This window comes from Nocardioides candidus (assembly GCF_041321175.1).
In the GTDB taxonomy this organism is placed as follows: domain Bacteria; phylum Actinomycetota; class Actinomycetes; order Propionibacteriales; family Nocardioidaceae; genus Nocardioides.
Genome location: NZ_JBGGWC010000002.1, coordinates 663,915 through 687,945 on the forward strand (window position 1 = coordinate 663,915; position 24,031 = coordinate 687,945).

Genomic DNA, 24,031 nt, shown 5'->3' on the forward strand with positions numbered 1-24,031 from the left:
CTCATCGGGGAGGCGGGCGTCACGTCGGGGGGAACGGGCAAGATAGGCCCATGACGTCGCGGCCCCCGGAGCACCTGCCCCCGCGCGACCCCGGCGCGCCCGGCCACGACACCACCCGCTCGGTCGGTCAGAACGTCAGCACCGGTGCGCGAGCGACCGCTCGCGGCCTGCGCGGGTTCGCCCGTGGTACCGGCCGGTTCGGCCGGGCGACGTTCCGGCGGGCGCGCCGGGCGGCCGGCGCGCAGGGCGCCGAGAAGTCCGGCCTCAACCGGCTGATCGAGCTGGCCGCCTGCAACGCGGCGGGCGACTCCGCCTTCGCGATCGCGCTGGCCGGCACCATCTTCTTCGCCGGCGCCACCAGCGGCGAGCGGGGCCCGGTCCTGCTGTTCCTCGGCCTGACCATGGTGCCGTTCGCGATCGTCGCGCCCCTGATCGGACCGTTCCTCGACCGGTTCAGCCACGGCCGCCGGTGGGCGATCGGCGGCACCTTCGCGATGCGCGCGTTCCTCTGCTGGGTCCTGGCCGGGACCCTGACCAGCGGGTCGCCCTGGTTCTACGTCGCCGCGCTCGGCGTCCTCGTGTCCTCGAAGGCCTACGGCGTGGCCAAGGCCGCGGCGGTGCCCCGCCTCCTCCCGCCCGAGATCACGCTCGTGAAGGCGAACGGCCGGGTCTCGCTCGCCGGTGTCGTCGGTGCCGCGGTCTCGGCCCCGCTGGCGGGCTTCTCCTACTGGCTCGGTCCGGAGTGGGCCTGCCGCTACGCCTTCCTCGTGTTCGTGCTCGGCACCGTCGCCGCGATCATGCTGCCGGCTAAGGTCGACTCCACCGAGGGCGAGGCCGCGATCCAGAGCAGCCGCGGCGGGCCGCCCAGCGCCCGACCGGGCTCCGGCGTGCCGCCGCGGGTCGCCTTCGCGCTCCGGGCCAACTGCGGCCCGCGCCTGCTGTCGGGGTTTATGGTCATGTTCCTGACCTTCGTGCTGTCCTCCGAGCCGCTCGACGGCTGGGAGAGCACGACCCGGGCGACCCTGCTGGTCGGCCTGGTGGTCGGCGCGGCCGGGCTCGGCAACACCCTCGGCATCGTCGTCGCGTCGGTCGCCCGCAAGATCAACCCTGCGGCGATGGTGGTGGTCGCGCTGTTCGCCGACATCGCCGCCGTCGTCTTCGCGGCGGTCGCCTACAGCCTGGTGCCCTTGATCGTGCTCGGCCTCACCGCCGGCCTGATGCAGTTCCTCGCCAAGGTGTCGCTCGACTCCACGATCCAGAGCGACGTCCCGGTGCGGGCCCACTCCAGCGCCTTCGCGAAGGGTGACACCACCCTCCAGCTGGCATGGGTGGTCGGCGGCTTCCTCGGCGTGGTGCTCTCCTACCCCGCCGTCAACGGCATCGGGCTGCCCTTCGCGGCGGTGGTGCTCGCCGCCTGGACGTTCTTCGTGTTCACCAGCCGGTCCGACAAGGCCAGGCCTGGGAGCCCCCGCGCGGCCGGCGGCCCGGTGCCGCGCACCGTCGGCTAGCCCTCGAGCTCGTCGGCGAGGGCACGCAGCAGCTTGGCGACCGGCTGCGCCGTCCGGCGGTCGGGGTGCCGGCCGTGGCGGTAGGCCTCGCCGACGCCGTCGAGCAGCCGGATGAGGTCCTCGACGATCGGGACCATCTCCTCGGGCTTGCGCCGCTTGGCCTCCGACTGGTTGCGCGTGACGGAGGCGGGCGCGTCGAGCACCTTGACCTGCAGCGCCTGGTCGCCGCGGCGGCCCTGCGCGATGCCGAACTCGACACGCGTCCCGGCCTTGAGGGTCGTGATGCCTTCGGGCAGCGCGTCGGAACGGACGTAGACGTCCGGCCCGTCGGACTGGGAGAGGAAGCCGAAGCCCTTCTCCGCGTCGTACCACTTCACCTTGCCAGTCGGCACGGTCTCGACCCTTCTCTCACGGCACGCTGCGGCGATTTCCGGAGCGCGGCCCGAAATCGTAGGACATCGGGCCCGGCGGCCTCGAACGGATACTCCCGCTTGCGATGATCGGCAGGTGACCGAGACGAGCGCACCCCGCCTCCCCGCTCCCCCGCTGCCCCTCATCACCGAGCGCCTCGTGCTGCGCCACGTGCGCGCCGAAGACCTCGACGCGCTGCGCTACTACACCGATCCGGAGGTGTGCCGCTACCTGCCGTTCGACGCCCTCGACGACGCCGGCCTCGCGAAGCGGGTGACCACGATGACCGAGCGGCTGGCACCCTCCCTGCCCGACGAGGTGCTCGCCCTGGCGGTCGAGCACGAGGGCGAGGTCGTCGGCGACGTGATGCTCCGGCTCGGCGCGCGCGCCGACGACACCAGCGCGCCGTCGGTGGGCGAGATCGGCTGGGCGTTCGGGCCGTCGTACGCCGGCCGCGGCTTCGCCACCGAGGCCGCGACCGCCCTCGTCGGCCTGGCCTTCGACCACTACCCGCTGCACCGGCTCATCGCGCACCTCGACCCGCGCAACACGCGGTCGGCGGCCCTGTGCGAACGGCTCGGGATGACCCGCGAGGCCCTCCTGCGCCGCAACTGGCCCGAGCGCGACGGCACCTGGACCGACGACGCGATCTACGGCCTGCTCCGCGAGGAGTGGCCGCCGTCCTGAGGGGTCTGCCCGGGTCGGCCCGGGGCGCGGCTCAGGGCCGGGTCACCTGGATGGTGATGCCGTCGCCGAGGTTGATGATCGCGCCCGGTTGCAGCTGCACCGCGATGCCCGGCTTGAGGTCCTCCGGCTGGAGGCCGGGCTGCACGAGCACCGTGCCGTTGGTGGAGCCCATGTCGGTCACCACCGCGGCGCCCTGGTCGGCTCCACTGCCGGGACGGATCTCGATGTGGGTCGAGGAGATCTCGTGGAGCCTGCTCGGCACGGTGATCAGGGTGGGCTGCTCGGTGGTGTCGAACCGCCGCGCTTCGGGCGCCCGGCCGATCAGGATCACGCCGTCGACGAGGAGCTGCTGGCCGTCGCTGATCATCAGCTTGGCGACCGCGTCGGATCCGGTCGTGCCGGTGCCGCCGGCGTCGGAGGACTGCTCGAACGCGGGTGCCGGAGGAGCCGGCGGCGGCGGGGGTACGGCGCCACCGATCGGCTCCCACGACCCGATGCCGAGCGGCGGGGGCGGCAGGTCGACCGAGGGCGCGTCGATCGGCGGCGGCGGGGGCGCGAACGCGGGCGGTGCGTACTCGGTCTCCGGGGTCGGCGCGCTCAGCGGGTTCACCGGGGTCGACTCCGGGGCGAGCTCGCCGCTCATGTCCATGACCTCGGTCGCAGGGCCGTCCTCGGCCGCGGGGGCCTCGTCCGCGGCGGGCTGCTCGTCCGGGGCAGGGACCTCGTCGACCGCGGGCACCGGCGGCGGGGAGTCCCAAGGGGTCACCCAGTCGCTGGGGGCGGGTGTCGGGGGCATCGGGTCGGTCAGCGGGTCGCCCAGGGGCGGCGGATCGAGTGGCGCGGGCTCCTCGAGCGGCGCGGGCTCCTCCAACGGCGCGGGCTCCTCCAACGGAGCGGGCTCGTCGAAGGGAGCGGGCTCGTCGAGGGAGGCGGCGGCGAGGTCGCCGCCCGGCGGCACCTCCTCGGACGGCACCTCCTCGAACGGCACCTCCTCGGACGGGGCCTCCTCGGTCGGCACGTCCTCGACCTCGTCGACCGGAGTGGGCACGACGGACGCGTCCTCGGGCGCCTCGTCGGCGGCGGCGACCGGCTCGACGTACGGCGGCCGGTCGATCCGGGACACCCTCACGAGCCCGGTGACGATCCCGAAGTCGCGCTGGGCCTCCGTGTCCTCGGGGTCGGGCTCGGCGAGCAGGACCGTCAAGGTGGTGACGTCATCGATGGTGCGCTCGACCCAGGTGCCGCTCGCGCTGCCGTCGAGGGTGACGTCCTCACCGCCGGCCGAGAGGGTCGCGCTGACCCCGGCGCCGCGCAGCAGCACGCGGGTCGGGCCTTCGTCGGTGCTGACCAGCACGAAGCCGGGCAGCTTGCTCAGACCCGACGCCAGCAGGGCGTCGAGCACCTCGTCGAAGGCGGCGCCGCCGTCGACCAGCGACCAGACGCCGATGACGTGCCCTCGCTGCGACTCGGGCAGCAGCACCGCGACCCTCGGGCCGAAGGCCGCGAACCAGGGCCCGGTGCGGTAGGACCACGCGCCAGCCGTGCCGTCAAAGCTCATCGCACTCACGTCTCCTGCTCCGTCATCGACTGCTGCACGCGAGGCCGTGCGGCTCCTGCGGGACCCATCCCACCACATCACCACCGGCCGCGGTTAGCGTTGCCCGGGTGGGTAGTCCAGCAGGAGGATCGGCGGGGCACCGGTCGCTCGCCGACCAGCTGCGGTCGTGGTCCGACGACGAGGTGAGCCGGCTGCTCGCCGACCGTCCGGACCTCACCACACCCGCCCCCCACGACTTCTCCCAGCTGGCCTCACGGGCTGCGGTGCGCAGCTCCCTCGCACGGGCCCTCGACTCGCTCACCCGCGGTGAGCTCTCGGTCATCGATGCCCTCGTCGTCGCCGGCCAAACCACCGACAGCGAGCTGATCGCGATGGTCCGGGCGGAGCCGTCGTACGTCGTCTCCGCGCTCGCTCGGCTGCGCGCCCTCGCCCTCGCCTGGGACTCCCCCGAGGGCCTGCGGCCGCTCTCCGGCGTCGCGGACTGCCTGACCGGCGGGCCGGAGACCGGGCGCAGCGGGCTGCGGCCGCGTTCGGCGGACGCCCCGCCGCTCGACGTGCTGCGCACCCGCATCGACGAGCTGTCGGAGCCGGCCCGCGCGATGCTCGAGCACGTGCTGGAGCAGGGTGGGGAGGCGACGGCCGGCTCGGCGCGACGGACGGTGCGCCCCGAGGACGCGGCCACCCCGGCCGAGGAGCTGCTCTCGCGGGCCCTGCTGGTGCCCGGTCGCGACGACGTCCTCGTGCTGCCGGGCGAGGTCGGCGTGGCCCTGCGCGACGGGTGTACGACGACCGAGCCCGTCGACGCCGAGCCGACGCTCGCCACCGCGGAGCGCCCGACGCGGCTGACGGAGGGCGCGGCTGCCGGCGCGGCGCTGGAGTTCTGCCGGCGCACCGAGCTGCTCCTGGAGTGGTGGAGCACCCGCCCGGCGGCCGCCCTGCGGACCGGCGGCCTCGGCGTGCGGGAGCTGAAGGCCGCCTCGGCGCACCTGCAGCTGAGCGAGGTCGAGACCGCACTGGTGGTCGAGACCGCCCACGCCGCCGGCCTGATCGCCACCCGGGCCGACGGCGACGGCAACCCCGTGTGGGTGCCGACGGATGCGTTCGACGCCTGGCTCGCCACCGACGTCGCGGCGCGGTGGGTCGTGCTCGCGCGCGCCTGGGCGGCCAGCGCCCGGCTGCCCTCGCTCGTCGGCGGACGCGGCGCGGACGACAAGCCCTGGGCCGCGCTCGGCCCGGAGCTGGCCTCGGCCCTGATGCCCGAGACGCGGGCGATGACGCTCGCCGCCCTCGGCGAGGTCCCGCCCGGCCATGCCCTCGCCTCCGGCACCGGGCTGCCCTCGCTCGTCGCGCTGCTGGCCTGGCGACGACCGCGCCGGCCGCGCTCGCGGGCCGACCAGGTCGCCTGGACGGTGGCCGAGGCGGCGGCGATCGGCGTCACGGGGCTGGACGCCCTGTCGCCGTACGGCCGGGCGCTGGCCGCCGGCGAGGACCCGGTTCCGCTGCTGGCCGCGCTGCTCCCCGAGCCCGTCGACCACGTGCTGATCCAGGCCGACCTGACGGCCGTCGCACCCGGGCCGCTCGAGCCCGACGTGGCCCGTTCGCTCCAGCTGGTCGCCGACGTCGAGTCGCGGGGCGCGGCGACCGTCTACCGGTTCAGCGCCTCGTCGCTCCGTCGCGCGCTCGACGCCGGGTGGACGGCGAGGGAGGTGCACGCCTTCCTGGCCGCGGTGTCGCGCACCCCGGTGCCGCAGCCGCTGACCTACCTGGTCGACGACGCGGTGCGGACGTTCGGCCAGGTGCGGGTCGGCTTCGCGGAGGCGTTCGTGCGGTCCGACGACGAGGCGGCGCTCGCCGCGCTCGTGCACCACCCGAAGGCCGCGTCGCTCGGGCTGCGGCTGATCGCCCCGACCGTGCTGGTCAGCACGACGCCCGTCGACCTGTTGCTGGTCCGGCTCCGCGAGCTCGGCGTCGCCCCCGTCGTCGAGGGCCCCGACGGCACGGTCCGGGTCGGGCGGCCCGACGAGTTGCGGGCCCGCACGCCGAAGCCGCGGGGGGCCGGCCAGCAGGAGGCGCGGCTCGCGGTGCAGGTGGCGGCCGCCGTACGCGCCCTGCGGGCGGGGGACCAGGCCGCCCAGGTGCGTCCCGCCGCCGCCGTCTCCCCCGCCGGCGCCCTCTCGGCGCTGCGCGACGCCATCGAGCGCCGCGCCGCCGTCGTCATCGGCTTCACCGACAACCAGGGCGTCGTCGGTGAGCGGGTCGTCGAGCCGCTCTCGGTCGAGGGCGGTCAGCTCACCGCCCACGACCGCACCGCCGACGACGTGCGCACGTTCGCCGTCCACCGGATCTCGCGGGTCACTCCCCTGCCCTGACGCCCCCCGTAAACTCGTGCGGTGGTGTGTGAGCGATGAACGGCCCCCTGATCGTGCAGTCCGACAAGTCGCTGCTGCTCGAGGTGGACCACGAGCAGGCGGCGGAGTGTCGCCGGGCGATCGCCCCGTTCGCCGAGCTCGAGCGCAGCCCGGAGCACATCCACACCTACCGCCTGACGCCGCTCGGCCTGTGGAACGCGCGCGCGGCCGGGCACGACGCCGAGCAGGTCGTCGACACGCTGCTGGCCTACAGCCGCTACGCGGTGCCGCACTCGCTGCTCGTCGACGTCGCCGAGACGATGGCGCGCTACGGGCGGCTGCGGCTGGAGAAGCATCCCGTCCACGGCCTGGTGCTGGCGACCACCGACCGGCCCGTGCTCGAGGAGGTGCTGCGCGCCAAGAAGATCGCCGGCATGCTCGGCAGCCGCATCGACGAGGACACGGTCGCCGTGCATCCCTCCGAGCGCGGCAACCTCAAGCAGGCGCTCCTCAAGCTGGGCTGGCCGGCCGAGGACTTCGCGGGCTACGTCGACGGCGAGGCGCACGCGATCGACCTGACCCCCGACGGCTGGGAGCTGCGGACCTACCAGGAGGAGGCCGCGGAGTCCTTCTGGCACGGCGGGTCCGGCGTCGTCGTCCTCCCCTGCGGCGCCGGCAAGACGATCGTCGGCGCGGCCGCCATGGCGCACGCCCGGGCGACCACGCTGATCCTGGTCACCAACACCGTCAGCGCGCGGCAGTGGAAGGACGAGCTCGTACGACGGACGTCCCTGACCGCCGACGAGATCGGTGAGTACTCGGGGGCCGTCAAGGAGATCAGGCCGGTCACCATCGCGACCTACCAGGTCATGACGACCCGCAGGAAGGGCGTCTACCCCCACCTGGAGCTCTTCGACGCCCGCGACTGGGGGCTCATCGTCTACGACGAGGTGCACCTCCTGCCGGCCCCGATCTTCCGGATGACCGCCGACCTCCAGGCCCGGCGCCGCATCGGCCTCACCGCCACCCTGGTCCGCGAGGACGGCCGCGAGGGCGACGTCTTCTCACTCATCGGCCCGAAGCGCTACGACGCGCCGTGGAAGGACATCGAGGCGCAGGGCTGGATCGCGCCCGCGGACTGCGTCGAGGTGCGCGTGACGCTGCCCGACGCCGTACGCCTGGCCTATGCGACCGCCGAGCCGGAGGAGCGCTACCGGCTCGCGGCGTGCACACGGGAGAAGGTCGCCGTCACGCGCGAGCTCGTCGAGCGGCACCGCGGGCAGCCGACGCTGGTGATCGGGCAGTACCTCGAGCAGCTCGAGGAGCTCGCGGAGGCGCTCGACGCGCCCGTCATCACCGGTGCCACCACCGTCAAGGAGCGCCAGCGGCTCTACGCGGCCTTCCGCCACGGCGAGATCGACCTGCTGGTCGTCTCCAAGGTCGCCAACTTCTCGATCGACCTGCCCTCCGCGGAGGTCGCGATCCAGGTGTCGGGCTCGTTCGGCTCGCGCCAGGAGGAGGCCCAGCGCCTCGGACGGCTGCTCCGGCCCGGCGACCCGGGTCCGCACGGCGAGCGCAAGGTCGCGCGGTTCTACACGCTCGTCTCGCGCGACACCGTCGACGCCGAGTTCGCCCAGAACCGCCAGCGCTTCCTCGCCGAGCAGGGCTACGCCTACCGGATCGTCGATGCCGACGACATCGGCGCCCTGAGCTAGAGCGCGAACGTCCCGACGCAGCGTCTCGGCGGGGTCGGGCTCGCTCATCGGCTCACTCGTCGAGGAACTGCCGGTGGTTGCGGATCACCTCGGCGATGATCACGTTGAGGAACTTCTCGGCGAAGTGCGGGTCGAGCCCGGAGCTCTCCGAGAGCGCGCGCAGCCGCTCGATCTGCACGGCCTCGCGATCGGGGTCGGCGGGCGGCATGCCGGCGTGGGCCTTGAGCCGGCCGACCTGCTCGGTGCACTTGAACCGCTCCGCCAGCAGGTGCACCAGCGCGGCGTCGAGATTGTCGATGCTGGAGCGCAGCCGGAGCAGCTCCTCGTGGGCCTCGTCGGGTGTCACGAGGTCCATCCTCTCCGACCCCTCCCGATCCGCGGGAACTTGGACCACAATCGGGGACGATGCCTGACAGACCGAGTGACCCGACCACCCCGACGTGGCCCCTGACGGACGGCCTGGCCCTGCGCGACGCGCTCCTCGCGGCCTACGCCGAGCCGACCCGTGGCTACCACGACGAGCGGCACCTCGCCGAGGTGCTCGACCGCCTGGCCGAGCTCGCCTCGTCGGGCGCGACCTTCGACCGCACGTCCGTCGTGCTCGCGGCGTGGTTCCACGACGCGGTCTACGACGGGGAGCGCGACGCCGAGGAGCGCTCGGCCGCCTGGGCCGAGGAGGCGCTGCCGGGCCTGGTCGACGCCGCGACCGTGGCCGAGGTGGCGCGTCTGGTGCGGCTGACCGAGTCGCACCGCCCCGAGGAGGGCGACGCCAACGGGTGCGCCCTCTCCGACGCCGACCTCGGCGTGCTCGCGGCGCCCGAGGCGCGCTACGACGAGTACGTCGCCGCGGTCCGCACCGAGTACGCCCACCTGCCCGACGAGGTCTTCGCCGCCGGACGCGCCGACGTGCTGCGGGAGCTGACGTCCAAGCCGCGCCTCTTCCACACCGCCTTCGCGCTCGCCCACTGGGAGGAGCCGGCCCGGCGCAACGTCGAGCGCGAGCTGTCAGTCCTCGCCGCCTGAGCGCGCCGGGCGGCGGGCACGACGGCGGCGGAGACCCGCGGCCCTCAGCCGCCCGACGAGCTCGCGCGAGCTGACCGGCTCGGCCCCCAGAGCGACCACGTCGTCGTACCACTCCGACGGGACGTCGTAGTGGTCCCGGTCGAAGCCCCGCTCGGGGATCCCTGCGGTCCGCGCGAAGGCGTGCAGCTCGTCGTACGACGCATCGCTCGCCAGGTGGGACCACAACCGCCCGTGCCCGGCGGCGTTGGGCGGGTCGATGAGGATCACCCGGCGAGCGTACGACGTCACCTGCTCACCACGTCCCGCCACCGCCGTGCCCGGCGAGCTCGCGGTGGGCGAGGTCGACGAGCTCCTTCAGCGAGGAGAGCCGCTCACGCTGCTCGGCGACCCACGAGGTGACCTCGCCCTTCATGTCGAGCAGCCGGTCGATGATCCAGAGGATCCGCTCGACGTCCTCGATGATGTCGGTGACGGCGTCGAAGCCCTTGAGGGCGAGCTCGGCGCCCCAGGCCGCCCACCCGGCGGGACCGGAGACCCGCTCGAGGAGCTTGCGCACCAGGTGCTCGCCGCGCTCGACCAACTCCATGATCAGCTTCTCCACCTCGACCGCGAGGTGCTCGCACTGGTCGGCGACGAGGTCGAAGGCGGGGGCGGCCTCGGCGACGAGCAGCCCGAGCCCGCGCGCGGCGAGGGCGTGGCCGTTGAGACGCAGCAGGAAGGCCGCAGCCGCCTCCCCGCCCCACTGCGGCGAGGTGGCGAGCGAGAGCCGGCTGGCATTGCCGGCGTAGACGTCGAGCGCGTCGCGCACCCGGCCCGTCGCGGTCGCGTTCTGGCGGATCCGCCGGTAGTCGCCGGTCAGCGGGATGACGAGCAGCTCCTCGAGGCTGCCCTCGGGCAGCTTGCGCAGCCCCAGGCCGGCGTGGTTGAGCGCGTCGATGCCCTTGTTCACCACGTCGCGGATGCGGCACAGGGTGTCGTCGAGCGCCTCGAACTCCTCGTCGTGCTCGATCGTCTCCCCGCCGAGGTCGGGGGCGGCCAGGTCGAGGGGCTCGGCCTGCAGGAGCGCCATCTCAGGCCACCTCGGGCATCTGCTCGGCGACGCGGTCGTCGGCGGACCGGAGGTCGGCGGTCGCGGCGACCACCGCCGAGCGGATCGACGCCCAGTCCTGCACGGCCAGTCGCTCGACCTCGTCGAAGCCCTGGGCGAAGACGTCCATCAGGTCCGCCAGCGGCGAGAGCAGGCAGAGCGGGCTGGGCTCGAACCCCGCCCGCTGGCACACCCAGGTCCGGGCGTAGTCGAAGACCTGGTGCGCCTCCCCCGCCAGCTCGTCGAGGTCCCCCGGCAACCCCTCCAGATCGGCCCACGCCCTGATGTCGATGTCGGTCATGTGCGGCTCCTTCCGCTCCGCCCCGCGCGGGTGGCGGGGTCGGCGAGCGGGTGCCCGGGGCGTCGCAGTTGCCAAACCCCCGCACAATGGGGCTGTGGATGACCGCGTGATCTACGACGCCCGCGCGGCGGTCCTGGCCGACCTCGAGGCTCGCGGGGTAGCGACGGCCGGCACCGTCTCGGTGCTCGACGAGGCCTGCTCGCAGCGCCGCTGGTGGATCGAGCAGTGGCCCGAGGGAGCGGCGTACGTCGCCGGGCTGATCGCCCAGGACGTGCAGGACGCCCTCGTCGACGAGCACGGCCGCACCGACCGCACGGGCCTGTGGCCGCTGTGCCGGCACTGCGGGGACCTGCCGCTGCATGCCCTGCACATCGAGCCCGACCTCGGCGGACCGGACCCGGCCTGGGTGTGCGACGAGTCGGGCACGGCCGTGGCGGCCCTGGGCCGGCTCGGCGGAGAGCCGGGCTAGCCGGCGCCGGTCGGTGCCCGCCGGTGAGCTGTCAGCTGCCGACCTGGAACGACAGCGTGTGCTGGTCGGCGCGATAGACGCTCCGCGCGACCTCCACCGGCCGGTCCTCCCAGAGCGCGCGCCGGGTCAGGCGGATGACGACGGCGCCCGCGCTGCACTCCAGCAACGTCGCCTCCTCCTCGGTGGCGATCCCGGCCGAGAGCGAGTCCTCCGCCCAGGTGGGGCGACGGCCGCGCGCGGCGAGCTCGTCGTACAGGCTCGCCGGCAGGTCGGGGCCGTCGAGCAGTCCCGGCGCGAGCGCGGCGTTGATGTAGGCGTCGGAGAGACAGACGGGGCTGCCGTCGGCCAGGCGCAGCCGGCGCCAGCGCAGCACCGGCTCCCGCGGCCCGAGGCCGAGGGCCCGGGCGACGCCCGCCGGCGCCCGGACCTTCTCGGCTGCCAGGGTGCGGCTCTCCGCGACGGTGCCGCGGGTCGCCATGTCCTCGGTGAAGCTGGCGACACGGCTGGGTTTGCGCCGGGGCGGCGCGACGAAGGTGCCGCGGCCCGGGAAGCGCTGCAGCACGCCCTCCGCGACCAGGGCGTCGAGTGCCTGGCGCACGGTCATCCGTGCCACGCCGAAGCGCTCGACCAGGTCTCTCTCGGAGGGGGCGGCCGTACCGGGCGCGCATCCCGAGACCAGGTCCCGCACGTACTCCCGGATCGCCACGTGCTTCAATGCGCGACGGTCAGCCGTCCCCCTGTCGACTGTCTCCACAGGGGAAGGTTAGGGCCGCATACACCACCCGTCCCGGGAACGCCGAAACCTGCCGTGCACCGGACGTGCCACACCGTCACGCGATCCGAACAGATGTTCGAAGATTCGGGTATCCTCGTCGTCGTGGACTTCCAGAGCGCGCTCTTCGCCCCGGCTGCGGGCGGCGACCTGGACCTCACCCGGCTCGAGCGCCACGAGCTCAGCGCCGGCGCGTGGGTCGACGTCGCCCGAGGCTGGCTGACCGACCCCGACGACGTCTTCAGCACCCTCGTCGGCGAGGTGCCGTGGCGCGCCGAGCGCCGCAAGATGTACGACCGCGTCGTCGACGTGCCCCGGCTCGTCTACACCTACATGATCGGCGAGGACCTCCCCCACCCTGTGCTGACCGCTGCCCGCGACGCGCTCAGCGCGCACTACCTGCCGACGCTCGGCGAGCCGTTCCGGACGGCCGGCTGCTGCTACTACCGCGACGGCCGCGACAGCGTCGCCTGGCACGGCGACACGATCGGGCGCGGCTCCACCGACGACACCATGGTCGCGATCGTGTCGATCGGCGACCCGCGGCGGCTGGCGCTGCGCCCGCGCGACCGGTCCGACGGCACGGGGTCGCTCTCCTTCGAGATGGGCCACGGCGACCTGCTCGTCATGGGCGGCAGCTGCCAGCGCACGTGGGAGCATGCCGTGCCGAAGGTCGCCTCGGCCGGCCCGAGGATCTCGGTCCAGTTCCGGCCGTTGAACGTCTTCTGACCGGTCAGAACTCCACGCCCGGCGCGGCCGTGTGCGCCTCAGGTGCGTCGTAGAAGTCGCGCTGCCTCACCCCGGCCACGCCGGAGAAGAACATCCACGGGATGGTGCGGACCGACTGGTTGAGCTGGGCGGTGGCGTCGTTGTAGTACTGCCGGGCGAAGGCGATCTGGTCCTCGGTCTTGGCCAGCTGGGCCTGCAGGTCGCGGAAGTTGGCGTCGGCCTTGAGGTCCGGGTAGGCCTCCGCCACCGCGTTCACCTTCACCAGCGCCTGCTGCAGGGCCGCGTCGGCGGCGGCCTTCGCCGGTACGTCGTCGCCGGCCGCGGCGGCCGTCACCCCCGCGCGCGCCCGGGTCACCTCGTCGAAGACGCCGGACTCGTGGGCGGCGTACCCCTTGACCGTCTGCACGAGGTTGGGGATGAGCTCCGCCCGCCGGGTGAGCTGCACGTCGATCCCGCCGAGCGCCTCCTGGGCACCGACGTCCTGCTTGCGCAGCCGGTTGAAGCCGACCACGAAGAACACGACGAGGAGCACGAGCACGACGACGGCGATGATGGCGAAGAGCATGCTGAGGATCCTTCGGTCGGAGTTGCTGGCGAATCTAGGCGGTCACCACGAGCCGCCGCCACCACCGCCACCGCCGCCACCGCCGGAGAAGCCGCCGCCCCCGCCCGAGGACGACGAGCTCTGCGTGGCCTCGTAGGAGGAGATGGCGCTGCTGAGGGTGCTGTCGAAGTCGCCGACCATGGTGTCGACGAAACCGGTGGCGCCGTAGGTGTAGCCGTAGCCGGCGAAGTACGACGGAGCCGGCGGTTCGGCGCCCACCTCGACCCGGTACTTCTCCGCCCATGCATCGGCGCAGTCGAAGGCCACTGCGTAGGGAAGGTAGGCGGTGTAGAGCTCCTGGCGGCCCGAGAAGTCGAACCGGTCCTTGGCCGAGGGCGTCGACAGGATCCGCTTGAACCCGCCGATCCGCGACCACAGCTCGCGACCCGCCGGGGTGCGCTTGGTGGACGCCCCGGGCTGCATCAGGACGATCGCGGCGGCTGCGAAGGCCGCGAACGGCAGGCCCAGCACCGAGGCGTTCAGCGGCCTCCAGAACGTGAGGACACCGGTGACGACGATCGCGCCGAGCACGAGCAGCCCGCCCATGCCCCCGACGCCCGCCCGCGTGAGCAGCCCGTTGGCGACGGCCCAGGTCTTGGTGTCGGTGGTGAACCTGGACAGCTGCGACTGGAGCAGCTTGCCGGCCCCGACGTCCTTGCGGCTCGCGACGAAGTGGGAGCCCGGCCCCGACAGCAGGCCCGCGACGCTCGTGGTGACCGGGTCGAGCCCGGCCCAGCCCTGGGGACCGGCCTTGTCGCTGATCGTCCAGCTGTTCTCACCGCGCTGGAGGTCGATCGCGCCGTGCTCGGCGGCGTGCATCAGGCTCGCGACGAACGCGCGCCGGTCCACCGACTCGTTGAGGATGAACTGCGCCTGGGCCGGGCCGATGCCCTCCGGCGGTCCGTACATCAGCGGGAATCGAGGTTCGCGCTCGAAGGCGAGCCAGTTGAGCAGCAGGCCGAGTGCACCGAGGACCACCGCGAGCAGCACGAAGATGCCGAGTCGCGAGGTGTCGGTGCCGAGCACGTTGTCCAGGCGCGGCGCCCACGGCAGGGTCGCCTGGTCGGGCGGGGACACGTCCTGGCCGGCGATGAGCGTCACCGGGGTGTGCGGCCCGAGGTCACGGGCCCTGATCGTGAGGTCGGTGGTGCCGGCGCCCTTGACGTCGCAGGGTTCCGCGCCGCTCTCGTCGGTGCCCGACCCGACCAGGCACTGCACGTCCTGCGCCGGCTCCGGCAGGTGCACCGTGAGCAGCGCCTTGTCGATGTCCTGCTGCCAGCCCTGGGGGATCAGGTTCCAGTAGAACTGCGAGTCGGTCGAGACGTCCTTGCCGCCGGGCGTGAGCGCGGCGTCCATGTGGTACTTCAGCACGTAGACGTGCTCGCCGTACGACAGCGTCACGTCGGCGTCGCCGATGCGGTAGTTGTCGTAGCGGCCCTGCTCCACCGTGTGCTTGACGTCCACGTCCACCCCGTCGGCGGTGACCTCGAGGTCCTCGGGGATGCGCCGGACGTCGGGATCGGTGGGGTCGACGCGGTCGAAGAAGCGGTAGATCCCGTGCCGGTCGCTCACCGGGAAGTCGACGGTGAGGGTCTCGACGACGTCGAGGTCGCCGTCGTCGTCGACGGTGAAGTCGGCCCGGTAGTCGGTGATCGTCGTCGGGTCGGACGTGGTCATGTCGGACGACTCGAAGTCGACGTCGTAGAACAGGGCCGGGATGCAGAGGATCCCGACCAGCACCAGGAAGGTGATGACCGACGCCAGCAGACGCTTCATGGCCGCCACGCTAGGGGTTGGCGGGCCCCCAGCGCGTCATCCCTACGGGTTAGTCGGTGCCGTGCTCCGCGATGAAGGCCAGGATGTCCTCGGCGAGCTCGGGACGGCACACGATCACGTCGGGGAGGTAGACGTCGTCCTGGTTGTAGACCAGCTCGCTCCCGTCGACCCGGCTGGTGAACAGGCCGGCCGCCCGGGCGACCGCGACGGGTGCCGCGGAGTCCCACTCGTACTGGCCGCCCGCGTGCACGTAGGCGTCGGCGACGTCGCGCACGACCGACATCATCTTCACGCCGGCCGAGCCCATCGGCACCAGCTCGGCGTCGAGGCTCTCGGCGAGCGCGGACACGAAGGCCGGCGGCCGGCTGCGGCTGACGGCGATGCGGGGGCGCTCCGACGTGCGCGGCGGTACGACGGGCGGGTTGCCCGTGTTGAAGGTCTCGCCGAGCTCGGGCTGCGCCACGGCGCCGGCAGTGAGGGTGCCGCCCTCCCAGACCGCGACGTGGACGGCCCAGTCGTCGCGCGGGACCTCGCTGAACTCACGGGTGCCGTCGAGCGGGTCGACGATCCACACCTTGGCCGCCTCCAGACGCGCCTTGTCGTCCTTCCCCTCCTCGGAGAGGACCGCGTCGTCGGGCCGGTACTCGGCCAGCAGCGTCATCAGCAGCTCGTGGGCGGCGGCGTCGCCGGCGTCCTTGAGCTCCTTGCCCTCCAGTCCCTCCCCGCGCACCTGCAGCAGCCGGCGGCCGGCGGCCTCGGCGAGCCAGGCGGCGAGCAGGTGGTCGTCCGCGACGACCTCGGGAGCGGGGGTACCGGCATCGAAAGTCACGGCGTCAGGGTAGTGGGCGCCGCCGGAGCGCCGTTCATCACGGTCTGCAGGCGAACGATTGCTTCCCCGTGCGAATCGGAGCTGGGAAGCAGTCGTCCGGCTCCATCGCTTGGGAAGCGAACGCCTACGAGTTGAACTTCTGCTGGGCGCGCTCGAGGCCCTCGACGACGAGCGTCTCGACGGCATCGGCGGCGGTGTCGACCTGGAACGGGAGCTCCTTGCGCTCGACCGTGGAGTAGTTCGACAGCACGAAGTCGGCGACCTCCTGGCGGCCGGGCGGACGGCCGATGCCGGCCCGCACGCGGTGGAAGTCGCCGGTGCCGAAGGAGGAGCGCATCGACTTCAGGCCGTTGTGGCCGTTGTCGCCACCGCCGAGCTTCGCCCGCAGGGTGCCGAACGGGATGTCGAGCTCGTCGTGGATCGCGACGACCCGCTCGGGCGGCACCTTGTAGAAGGTGGCGAGGGCCTTGACCGGCCCGCCGACCTCGTTCATGTAGGACCGCGCCTTCGCGAGGACCACCCGCGGTCCGGGCGTGCCCGGGGCGCCGAAGCGACCCTCGACCACGTCGGCTCGGCCGGACTTGTGGGCACGGAAGCCGCTGCCCATCCGCCGCGCCAGCTCGTCGACGACGAGGTAGCCGATGTTGTGCCGGTGCCCGGCGTACGACGGCCCGGGGTTGCCGAGGCCGACGACCAGCCACACCTCGGTCGGTTCGGCCATCGGATCCTCCGCGGGGTTCGTGCTCCCCGGCGCGACACCGCGCACCGGGGAGATCAGCCGGCCCAGGAACCACCTGAGCCGAGTGAAGGTCACTCCTCGTCGCCGCCCTCGGCGGCGTCGTCGCCCGCGCCCTCGCCCGAGTCGGCGTCGCCCTCGGCGGCCTCGTCGCCCTCAGCGGCCTCGGGCTCCTCGCCCAGGTCCTGCTCGACCTGAGCGGTCACGTTGACCAGCAGGGTCTCGGGGTCGGTGAGCAGCGTGGTGCCCTTCGGGAGGTCGAGCCCGCCCGCGAGGAACTGGGTGCCGGCCTCGGCGTCGGTGACGTCGACCTCGAAGGACTCGGGGATGTGGGTGGCCTCGGCCTCGACCTGGACGGTGGAGGTGTCGCTGACGACGAGGGTCTCGCGGGCGGCCTCGCCGACCACCAGCACGGGGACGTCCACGGTGACCTTCTCGCCGCGACGCACCGCGACGAAGTCGACGTGCTCGAGGACGCGGCGGATCGGGTCGACCTGGACCTGCTTGGTCAGCGCGAGCTGCGACGTGCCGTCGATGTCGAGCTCGAGCAGCGCGTTGGCGCCGAGGTGCTTGATCGCCATCATCGTGTCGTGGCCCGGGAGGGTGAGGTGGATCGGGTCGTTGCCGTGGCCGTAGACGACCGCGGGGACCTTGTCGGCACGACGGATGCGACGCGCGGCGCCCTTGCCGAACTCGGTGCGCAGCTCAGCGGTGATCTTCTCGCTCATGGGTGTCTCCTCTGGTGGTGGCATGGACCCCAGCGAGAGCGAGAGCCGCCTGCCCGGGAATCGGGCACTGTGCTCACCCGGTGACCGGTGGGCGCGCGGCGTCGTGGAACGTGCCGGCCCAGTCGATCACGGAGTCACAGAAGCGGGTGCTCCCTCGCCGAGGCAACCTGACGATGCTAGACGGCGGGCGGGCCGTCGTACAAAACGAGGCGGCGTGGGCGGGACGCTCAGGCGTGGCCGTCGAACATCGAGGTGACCGAGCCGTCCTCGAAGACCTCGCGGATGGCGCGGGCGAGCATGGGCGCGATCGAGAGCGTGGTGAGCTTGTCGAACTGCTTCTCCGGGCCCACAGGCAGGGTGTTGGTGACCACGATCTCGACGGCGCTGCAGTTCTTGAGCCGGTCGACCGCGGGGTCGGAGAGGATCGCGTGGGTCGCGGCGATGACGACGCCGGACGCACCGTCGGCCATGAGGGCCTCGGCGGCCTTCACGATCGTGCCGCCGGTGTCGATCATGTCGTCGGTCAGCACGCACACCCGGCCGGCGACGTCGCCGACGACCCGGTTGGCGACGACCTCGTTGGCGACGTCGGTGCGACGGGTCTTGTGGATGAACGCCAGGGGTGCACCGCCGAGGCGGGCCGACCAGCGCTCGGCGACCTTGATGCGACCGGCATCGGGCGACACGATGGCGAGGGGCTGGCCGCCGTACTGCGCCTTGATGTAGTCGGTGAGGATCGGCAGCGCCATCAGGTGGTCGACCGGGCCGTTGAAGAAGCCCTGCAGCTGGTCGGCGTGGAGGTCGACGGTGATGATCCGGTCGGCCCCGGCCGTCTTGAACATGTCGGCCATCAGTCGCGCGGAGATCGGCTCGCGGCCGCGGTGCTTCTTGTCCTGCCGGCTGTAGCCCCAGAACGGCATGACCACGGTGATCCGCTTGGCCGAGGCGCGCTTGAGCGCGTCGACCATGATCAGCTGCTCCATGATCCACTCGTTGATCGGAGCGGTGTGGCTCTGGATCACGAACGCGTCGCAGCCGCGGACGCTCTCCTCGAACCGGACGTAGATCTCGCCGTTGGCGAACTCGTAGGCCTGCGTCGGCACGAGCGAGATCCCCAGGATCTCGGCGACCTCCTCGGAGAGCTCCAGGTGCGCCCGACCGCTGAAGACCATCAGGTTCTTCTCAGTGGTCTTCTGGATTCCGGTCACGCGCAACTCCTGTGGGTCGCCAGCGGCAGATGCTCCGATTGTGCCGGTTCCGCGTAGCCAGCCCCAAGTCCCCACCCGTTTTCGGACAGTTCACGTTGCCGGATCTGGTCATTCGGCTGAGGGCGACCTCTTGTATGCCCTACCTTGACGCCCACCCGGCAGGCTCTTCGACGTCCTGCCCGCTCCTGGGGGGACGTTCCCATGCTCAAGAAATTCGGCGGTCTCGGCGTGGCCCTGGTGGTCGGTCTCGTCATCCTGGCGCTCAAGCTCGGCGCCGGCTTCGGGATCGGCTTCCTGTCGGCGAAGGCGTCCGCCCCGGACGTGGGCGACTGCGTGACCGTCGGCGGCACCGCCACCGACGCCGACGTCGACAAGGCCGACTGCGACGACGACGACGTCCTCTACAAGGTGGTCGGTGACGACGGCGACTGCGACAGCTACGAGGTCGAGTACACCGTCGAGGTGACCGGCGCCGATGCCGCCGACCTCTGCCTCTACCTCAACGTCGAGGCGGGCGACTGCATCCGCGTGCCGACCGACGACATCATCGATGCCGAGCTGGTCGACTGCACCTCGACCAAGGGCGAGAAGCGGGTCCTGAGGATCGACTCCTTCGGCAAGAGCGCCGATGCGACGTGCAAGCCGCGCCAGGCGCTGGTCGACAAGAAGCGCGACCTCGCGCTCTGCGCCAGCCCGAACGCCTGACCCCGAACGGCGGGCTCAGTCCTCGTCGTCGGCCGCCTCGGCGGCCGCGGCCTGGGGCGTGCCCGACCGCCTCGTCTGCGCCCAGCCCGGAAGGTTGCGCTGCGGGCCGGCGCTGACGGCGAGCGCGCCGGGCGGCACGTCCTTGCGTACGACGGTCCCCGCGCCGGTGCCCGCACCGTCGCCGACGTGGACGGGAGCGACGAAGGTGTTGTTGGAGCCGGTGCGCGCGTGGCGGCCGACGACCGAGCGGTGCTTCTCCACGCCGTCGTAGTTGGCGAAGATCGTGCCGGCGCCGATGTTGGTGCCCTCACCGATCTCGGCGTCGCCGACGTAGGACAGGTGCGGCACCTTCGCGCCGTGGCCGATCTGCGCGTTCTTGGTCTCGACGAACGCGCCGATCTTCCCGTCGGCCCCGAGTGCGGTGCCGGGCCGGAGGTAGGAGAAGGGTCCGACCGTCGCGCCGTCGCCGATGACGGCGAGCTGGCCGTGCGTGCGGACGACGCGCGCACCCGCCCCGATCTCGCAGTCCTCCAGCGTGGTGTCCGGGCCGATCACGGCGTCCTCGGCGACCACGGTGGCGCCCAGGAGCTGGGTGCCGGCGAGGATCGTGACGTCGGGTGCGAGCACCACGTCGGCGTCGATCCAGGTGGTCTCGGGGTCCATCACCGTGACGCCGTCCTTCATCCACCGCGTGAGCGTGCGGCGGTTGAGCTCGCGGCCGAGCACGGCGAGCTGGGCGCGGTCGTTGGCGCCCTCGGTCTGCCAGACGTCGTCGACGGGGAAGGCGGTCACCGTCAGCCCGGCGTCGCGCGCCAGCTGCACGGTGTCGGTCAGGTAGTACTCGCCCTTGGCGTTGTCGTTGCCGATCCGGCCGACCGCGTCGGTCAGGAAGTCGGCGTCGAAGGCGAGGATCCCGGAGTTGATCTCCTGGATCTCGCGCTGCTCGGCGCTCGCGTCCTTCTCCTCCACGATGGCTAGCACGTCACCCTCGTCGTCGCGGACGATGCGGCCGTAGCCGGCCGGCGTCTCCACCACGCCGGACAGGATGCTCACGGCCGCCTGGGCCGCCTGGTGCTCGGCGGCGAACCACCGCAGCGTGCGGCCCTCGAGCAGGGGCGTGTCGCCGTACGCGATCAGGACGGTGCCCCCGTCGGGAGCCTGCCCGTCGCCGGCCATCGTCTCGAGCGCGACGCGCACCGCGTGGCCGGTGCCGAGCTGCTGGTCCTGCACGGCGAGCACCGCCTCGGGCAGCAGCTCCTGGATGTGCGGGCCGACCTGCTCGCGCTGGTGGCCGACGACGGCGCACACGCGGGTCGGCTCGAGCGCACCCACCGCGCCCAGCACGTGACCGATCATGCTGCGCCCACCGATGCGGTGGAGCACCTTCATCGTCTTGGACTTCATCCGGGTGCCGCCACCGGCGGCGAGGACGATCACGGTGAGCTGGTCGGCCATGGGCCCGAGCCTACGGGTGTTCGTGCGCGTCGGCCCCGTCAGCCGACGTACTTCAGCGGCGCCAGCGAGTTGCCCGGCTTGATGTCACCGCAGCTGCTCGGCGCCTCGGTGTCGCCGAAACGACCCAGCAGCCACGCGTAGGCCTGCGGCGCCCAGACGGCGGCGGCGGTGACGTGGGAGAGCGGGTACTGCTTGTAGGACACGGACACCCCGCGCCGGCAGTAGCGCCGGGCGAGCGCCCGCACGTCGCCGGCGACCATGACACCGTCGCCGTTGCCGAGCTTCTCGTCCGGGCTGGTGCCCTCGAGCACGCCGCCGGTGCCCTGGCCGATGAACATCGGCGCGGTCGGCGTGTGGAAGCGCCCCATGATCAGCTTGTTGGCGATCGTCACCAACGGCCGCACCGACTCAGGTGTGGAGTAGCGCGGCTTCACGATGCTCGCCCAGGTCAGCCCTGGGTGCGTGCCCAGCGCCGACGTGATCGACGCCGACCGCATCTTCTGTAGGAGGGCCTTGCCCTTGGCGTTCGCGTACCGCGCCAGGTCGACGTGGTAGCTCCTGGAGAGCCCGATCAGCGCCATCGGCAGGACGCCGGCCCACACCAGGGACCCGTCGACGTAGTGCAGGTTGTGGCCGGGGTGGACGAACACCCCGCCGATCGCAGTGCCGACGATGCGTCGGGCCACGTCGGGCGCGTAGTCGTGGGCCAGCTCGGCCGCCCACTCGCTCGCGATGGCGCCTCCGGAGTAGCCGATCAGGCCGACGGGGGCACGCCGCCCGACGCCGGTCGCGGGAGCCTGCGCGATCGCGCGCAGCGAGTCGAGCGTGGTGTAGCCGTACTCGGTGCTGGAGGCGAAGTCGGCCCGCTGACCCTCGGTGTCGGCGATGTTGATCGTGTAGCCCGCCAGGAGCATCGGCGCGAAGAGCGCCGTCTCGACGTTCGCGATGGACGGCCCGATGCCGGACCCCCCGGCGATCGCCGCGGACGGCTGGTCCGCAGGGTTCAGCGAGTCGTAGAACGACTGGTAGGAGATCACCTTCGGATCGCCGAGCGGCACCACCGGGCGGACCACGGAGGTGACGTTGACAGCCGGCCGGCCGATCGTGTTGCGGGTGCGGTAGAGGATCTGGACCGCCTCGAGCGGCAGGTCGACTCCCTGCACGCTGTAGGGCACGGTGCGGGTCTTGAGCACCGTGCCGGGCGGGACGTCGCGCAGCGGGGTGGCCCCGCTGTAGTCGTAGAACGGGTCGTCGAGCGGGCCGGCCTGGGCGACGGCGGTCGCCGCCGTCGTACTCACTGCCTCGGCGGGTACGACGGCCGTGCCCGCGCCGAGCGCGGTGACGGCGAGTGCGCTGACGAGCGCTCCCAGGCGACGGTTCATCGGCTCCCTCTCGTCGGTGGTCCCGAGTCATTCAACGCCACGTGAGGCACACCGTCACCAGACGGCCCCGGACGTCCGGATGCCGGTCTCGTTGACAGCGGTACTGTCATGGTCGTCCCTCAGCGAAAGCGAGTTCCCGTGCCCGACCCCACCGACCCCCGCCGCATCCTGGTCTTCGGCGCCACCGGCTACACCGGCGACCTCACCGCCCGCGCCCTCGTGGCTCGAGGCGCCCGGCCGGTCCTGGTGGCGCGGAACCGTGAACGGGTCACCGCGCTCGCCGACGAGCTCGGCGGGCTCGAGGTCGCGGTCGCGGACGCGACCGACGCCGGCGCCCTGCGCTCGGTCGTCCGGAAGGGGGACGTGCTCGTGAGCACCGTCGGGCCCTTTCTCAAGTACGGCGAGGCCGCCGTGCGCGTCGCCGCCGAGACCGGTGCGCACTACCTCGACTCGACCGGGGAGGGCACGTTCCTCCGGTCGGTCTTCGAGCGGTGGGGTCCCGTCGCAGCCGGCAACGACGCAGCGCTGATGACGGCCTTCGGCTTCGACTTCGTGCCCGGCAGCCTGGCCGGCGCCCTCGCCCTCGAGGAGGCCGGACCGACCGCGACGAGGCTCGACGTGGCCTACTTCGTCAAGGGCTTCGGCACCAGCGGGGGCACCAAGGCGTCCATCGCCGGGATGACGATGGAGGAGGGCTTCGCGTACGTCGACGGCGCCGTGCGCCGGGTGCGCGCCGGCCGCCGGACCGAGACGTTCGAGGTCGGCGGCCGACGACTCACGGCCGCCTCCGTGCCGGGCTCCGAGCACTTCGCGCTGCCGGCCGCCTACCCGCAGCTGCGCGACGTCGACTCCTTCCTCGGCGTGCCGCCCGGGATCGCGCGTGGCATGTCCGCGACCACGTTGCTGACCACGCCCGTACGGCGGGTCGCCCCCGCCAAGAGGGCCGCCCTCGCGGTGGCCGGTCGCCTGGTGAAGGGCTCGACCGGCGGGCCGTCCGCGGAGCTGCGCGCGCGGGCCCGCTGCACGATCGTGGCCGTGGCGCGGGCCGCCACGGGCGAGGCGCTGGCGACCGTCACGCTCGCCGGGCCCGACCCCTACGACTTCACCGCCGACATCCTCGCGTGGGGCGCGGTCTCCGCCGCGGAGGGCGACCTCCTGGGCGTCGGCGCCCTGGGTCCGGTCGGCGCCTTCGGCCTCGACCGGCTCACCGCGGGCTGCGCGGCCGCAGGACTCGCGCCGCTCGCGTAGCCCGGACGCCGATGAGTCTCACCGAGACGCCGGGTCTGCATGCCCGAACGATCCGTCGCGACCCCGTCCGGGAGGAACCTTGAAGCTGCTGCTCACATCCGGAGGCGTCACCAACCCCAGCATCCGCGACGCGCTCGTGGGCCTGCTCGGCAAGCCGATCGCCGAGTCGAGCGCGCTCTGCATCCCCACCGCGATGTACGGGCACCCGGCGGTGGGTCCCGGCGGACGGGCATGGCAGTTCATCAGCGGCACCTCCGAGAACCCCATGGTCGAGCTCGGCTGGAGGTCGGTCGGGGTGCTCGAGCTCACCGCGCTGCCCAGCATCGACGCCGAGCGCTGGGTGCCGCTCGTGCAGGAGACCGACGTGCTCCTCGCGGCCGGGGGCGACGTCCTCTACCTGTGCCACTGGATGCGGCGGTCCGGACTTGCCGACCTGCTCCCGTCGCTGAGCGAGACGGTGTGGGTGGGGCTGAGCGCCGGGAGCATGGTGATGACGCCCGAGGTGGGCGAGGACTTCATCCAGTGGAGGTCACCGGAGGGTGATGACTCCACGCTGGGGCTCGTCGACTTCTCGATCTGCCCGCACCTGGCGTCCGAGGGCCGGCCCGGCAACTCGATGGCCGAGGCGATGCAGTGGGCGGCGAGCATCAGCCACCCCGCTTACGCCATCGACGACCAGACCGCCATCACGGTGGTGGACGGCACCGTGGAGGTCGTCTCCGAGGGGAGCTGGGAGCTGCTCTGACGCAGCG

Annotated in this window: 25 protein-coding genes; 10 read left to right on the plus strand and 15 right to left on the minus strand. The window is 72.8% G+C overall.

Features of this window, described 5'->3' with window-relative positions; translation table 11 throughout:
- Positions 1-50 precede the first annotated feature (50 nt).
- The gene (locus ACAX67_RS12900) at positions 51-1,508 is read left to right on the plus strand and encodes an MFS transporter (RefSeq protein ID WP_370704252.1); all 1,458 of its coding nucleotides are present in this window, start codon (positions 51-53) and stop codon (positions 1,506-1,508) included.
- Here ACAX67_RS12900 and ACAX67_RS12905 read toward each other — a convergent pair.
- The gene (locus ACAX67_RS12905; RefSeq protein ID WP_370704253.1) at positions 1,505-1,900 is read right to left on the minus strand and encodes a cold-shock protein; all 396 of its coding nucleotides are present in this window, start codon (positions 1,898-1,900) and stop codon (positions 1,505-1,507) included. The two genes, ACAX67_RS12900 and ACAX67_RS12905, sit on opposite strands and share 4 nt — an antisense overlap.
- Positions 1,901-2,015: 115 nt before the next feature.
- On the opposite strand from ACAX67_RS12905, the gene ACAX67_RS12910 reads away from it, so the two are divergent.
- Positions 2,016-2,606, plus strand: coding sequence for a GNAT family N-acetyltransferase (locus ACAX67_RS12910; protein ID WP_370704254.1), 591 nt, complete (start codon positions 2,016-2,018; stop codon positions 2,604-2,606).
- Between the two features lie 31 nt (positions 2,607-2,637).
- Here the strand turns inward: ACAX67_RS12910 and ACAX67_RS12915 are convergent, their stop codons facing one another.
- Entirely contained in the window at positions 2,638-4,164 is a 1,527-nt protein-coding gene (locus ACAX67_RS12915; protein WP_370704255.1) for an FHA domain-containing protein, read from the minus strand.
- Between the two features lie 107 nt (positions 4,165-4,271).
- Here ACAX67_RS12915 and ACAX67_RS12920 point away from each other — a divergent pair, with 107 nt between their 5' ends.
- Both ACAX67_RS12920 and ACAX67_RS12925 read left to right on the plus strand, forming a co-directional pair.
- Positions 4,272-6,533: a helicase-associated domain-containing protein gene (locus ACAX67_RS12920; protein WP_370704256.1), complete on the plus strand. Its 2,262-nt coding sequence runs from the start codon at positions 4,272-4,274 to the stop codon at positions 6,531-6,533.
- Positions 6,534-6,568: 35 nt separating this feature from the next.
- Positions 6,569-8,227 carry a DNA repair helicase XPB gene (locus ACAX67_RS12925; RefSeq protein ID WP_370704257.1) on the plus strand — a complete coding sequence of 553 codons (1,659 nt, stop codon included), beginning with the start codon at positions 6,569-6,571 and terminating at the stop codon, positions 8,225-8,227.
- A gap of 52 nt (positions 8,228-8,279) precedes the next feature.
- On the opposite strand, the gene ACAX67_RS12930 is transcribed toward ACAX67_RS12925, so the two are convergent.
- Positions 8,280-8,573, minus strand: a complete 294-nt coding sequence (locus tag ACAX67_RS12930; RefSeq protein WP_370704258.1) for a chorismate mutase — start codon at positions 8,571-8,573, stop codon at positions 8,280-8,282.
- Positions 8,574-8,632: 59 nt separating this feature from the next.
- Here ACAX67_RS12930 and ACAX67_RS12935 point away from each other — a divergent pair, with 59 nt between their 5' ends.
- The gene (locus tag ACAX67_RS12935; RefSeq protein ID WP_370704259.1) at positions 8,633-9,250 is read left to right on the plus strand and encodes an HD domain-containing protein; all 618 of its coding nucleotides are present in this window, start codon (positions 8,633-8,635) and stop codon (positions 9,248-9,250) included.
- Here the strand turns inward: ACAX67_RS12935 and ACAX67_RS12940 are convergent.
- The 3 genes from ACAX67_RS12940 to ACAX67_RS12950 are packed head-to-tail and all read right to left on the minus strand — an operon-like array spanning position 9,233 to position 10,638.
- Positions 9,233-9,517 carry a DUF4031 domain-containing protein gene (locus ACAX67_RS12940; protein ID WP_370704260.1) on the minus strand — a complete coding sequence of 95 codons (285 nt, stop codon included), beginning with the start codon at positions 9,515-9,517 and terminating at the stop codon, positions 9,233-9,235. The genes ACAX67_RS12935 and ACAX67_RS12940 overlap by 18 nt on opposite strands.
- 25 nt (positions 9,518-9,542) lie before the next feature.
- Positions 9,543-10,319 (minus strand): hypothetical protein, encoded by a 777-nt coding sequence (locus ACAX67_RS12945; RefSeq protein ID WP_370704261.1) that lies wholly within the window; start codon positions 10,317-10,319, stop codon positions 9,543-9,545.
- Position 10,320: 1 nt separating this feature from the next.
- On the minus strand, positions 10,321-10,638 hold the full coding sequence (locus tag ACAX67_RS12950; protein WP_370704262.1) for a hypothetical protein: 318 nt from the start codon (positions 10,636-10,638) through the stop codon (positions 10,321-10,323).
- Between the two features lie 94 nt (positions 10,639-10,732).
- Here ACAX67_RS12950 and ACAX67_RS12955 point away from each other — a divergent pair, with 94 nt between their 5' ends.
- Entirely contained in the window at positions 10,733-11,107 is a 375-nt protein-coding gene (locus ACAX67_RS12955; protein WP_370704263.1) for a DUF8819 family protein, read from the plus strand.
- 31 nt (positions 11,108-11,138) lie between these two features.
- Here the strand turns inward: ACAX67_RS12955 and ACAX67_RS12960 are convergent, their stop codons facing one another.
- Positions 11,139-11,813: a GntR family transcriptional regulator gene (locus tag ACAX67_RS12960; RefSeq protein ID WP_370704544.1), complete on the minus strand. Its 675-nt coding sequence runs from the start codon at positions 11,811-11,813 to the stop codon at positions 11,139-11,141.
- A 171-nt stretch (positions 11,814-11,984) separates the two neighbouring features.
- Here ACAX67_RS12960 and ACAX67_RS12965 point away from each other — a divergent pair, with 171 nt between their 5' ends.
- Positions 11,985-12,608, plus strand: coding sequence for an alpha-ketoglutarate-dependent dioxygenase AlkB (locus ACAX67_RS12965; protein WP_370704264.1), 624 nt, complete (start codon positions 11,985-11,987; stop codon positions 12,606-12,608).
- A gap of 4 nt (positions 12,609-12,612) precedes the next feature.
- Here the strand turns inward: ACAX67_RS12965 and ACAX67_RS12970 are convergent, their stop codons facing one another.
- From ACAX67_RS12970 to ACAX67_RS12995, 6 genes are all read right to left on the minus strand, one after another.
- On the minus strand, positions 12,613-13,173 hold the full coding sequence (locus tag ACAX67_RS12970) for a LemA family protein (protein ID WP_370704265.1): 561 nt from the start codon (positions 13,171-13,173) through the stop codon (positions 12,613-12,615).
- Between the two features lie 42 nt (positions 13,174-13,215).
- A complete protein-coding gene (locus ACAX67_RS12975; RefSeq protein WP_370704266.1) occupies positions 13,216-14,988 on the minus strand; it encodes a DUF2207 domain-containing protein in 1,773 nt (590 codons plus the stop codon).
- Between the two features lie 49 nt (positions 14,989-15,037).
- Complete coding sequence (locus tag ACAX67_RS12980; RefSeq protein WP_370704267.1) at positions 15,038-15,817, minus strand: 3'(2'),5'-bisphosphate nucleotidase CysQ; 780 nt, start codon at positions 15,815-15,817, stop codon at positions 15,038-15,040.
- A 124-nt stretch (positions 15,818-15,941) separates the two neighbouring features.
- Entirely contained in the window at positions 15,942-16,538 is a 597-nt protein-coding gene (gene pth / locus ACAX67_RS12985; RefSeq protein WP_370704268.1) for an aminoacyl-tRNA hydrolase, read from the minus strand.
- An 89-nt stretch (positions 16,539-16,627) separates the two neighbouring features.
- Positions 16,628-17,281, minus strand: coding sequence for a 50S ribosomal protein L25/general stress protein Ctc (locus tag ACAX67_RS12990; RefSeq protein WP_370704269.1), 654 nt, complete (start codon positions 17,279-17,281; stop codon positions 16,628-16,630).
- Between the two features lie 227 nt (positions 17,282-17,508).
- On the minus strand, positions 17,509-18,489 hold the full coding sequence (locus tag ACAX67_RS12995; RefSeq protein ID WP_370704270.1) for a ribose-phosphate diphosphokinase: 981 nt from the start codon (positions 18,487-18,489) through the stop codon (positions 17,509-17,511).
- Between the two features lie 201 nt (positions 18,490-18,690).
- Here ACAX67_RS12995 and ACAX67_RS13000 point away from each other — a divergent pair, with 201 nt between their 5' ends.
- Complete coding sequence (locus tag ACAX67_RS13000; RefSeq protein ID WP_370704271.1) at positions 18,691-19,194, plus strand: LppU/SCO3897 family protein; 504 nt, start codon at positions 18,691-18,693, stop codon at positions 19,192-19,194.
- A gap of 15 nt (positions 19,195-19,209) precedes the next feature.
- Here ACAX67_RS13000 and glmU read toward each other — a convergent pair whose 3' ends face one another.
- Positions 19,210-20,649, minus strand: coding sequence for a bifunctional UDP-N-acetylglucosamine diphosphorylase/glucosamine-1-phosphate N-acetyltransferase GlmU (gene glmU / locus ACAX67_RS13005; protein ID WP_370704272.1), 1,440 nt, complete (start codon positions 20,647-20,649; stop codon positions 19,210-19,212).
- 38 nt (positions 20,650-20,687) lie between these two features.
- Positions 20,688-22,031 (minus strand): lipase family protein, encoded by a 1,344-nt coding sequence (locus ACAX67_RS13010; protein ID WP_370704273.1) that lies wholly within the window; start codon positions 22,029-22,031, stop codon positions 20,688-20,690.
- Between the two features lie 138 nt (positions 22,032-22,169).
- Between ACAX67_RS13010 and ACAX67_RS13015 the strand changes: the two genes are divergently transcribed.
- Both ACAX67_RS13015 and ACAX67_RS13020 read left to right on the plus strand, forming a co-directional pair.
- On the plus strand, positions 22,170-23,279 hold the full coding sequence (locus tag ACAX67_RS13015) for a saccharopine dehydrogenase family protein (RefSeq protein ID WP_370704274.1): 1,110 nt from the start codon (positions 22,170-22,172) through the stop codon (positions 23,277-23,279).
- A 79-nt stretch (positions 23,280-23,358) separates the two neighbouring features.
- Positions 23,359-24,024 carry a Type 1 glutamine amidotransferase-like domain-containing protein gene (locus ACAX67_RS13020; RefSeq protein WP_370704275.1) on the plus strand — a complete coding sequence of 222 codons (666 nt, stop codon included), beginning with the start codon at positions 23,359-23,361 and terminating at the stop codon, positions 24,022-24,024.
- Positions 24,025-24,031 lie beyond the last annotated feature (7 nt).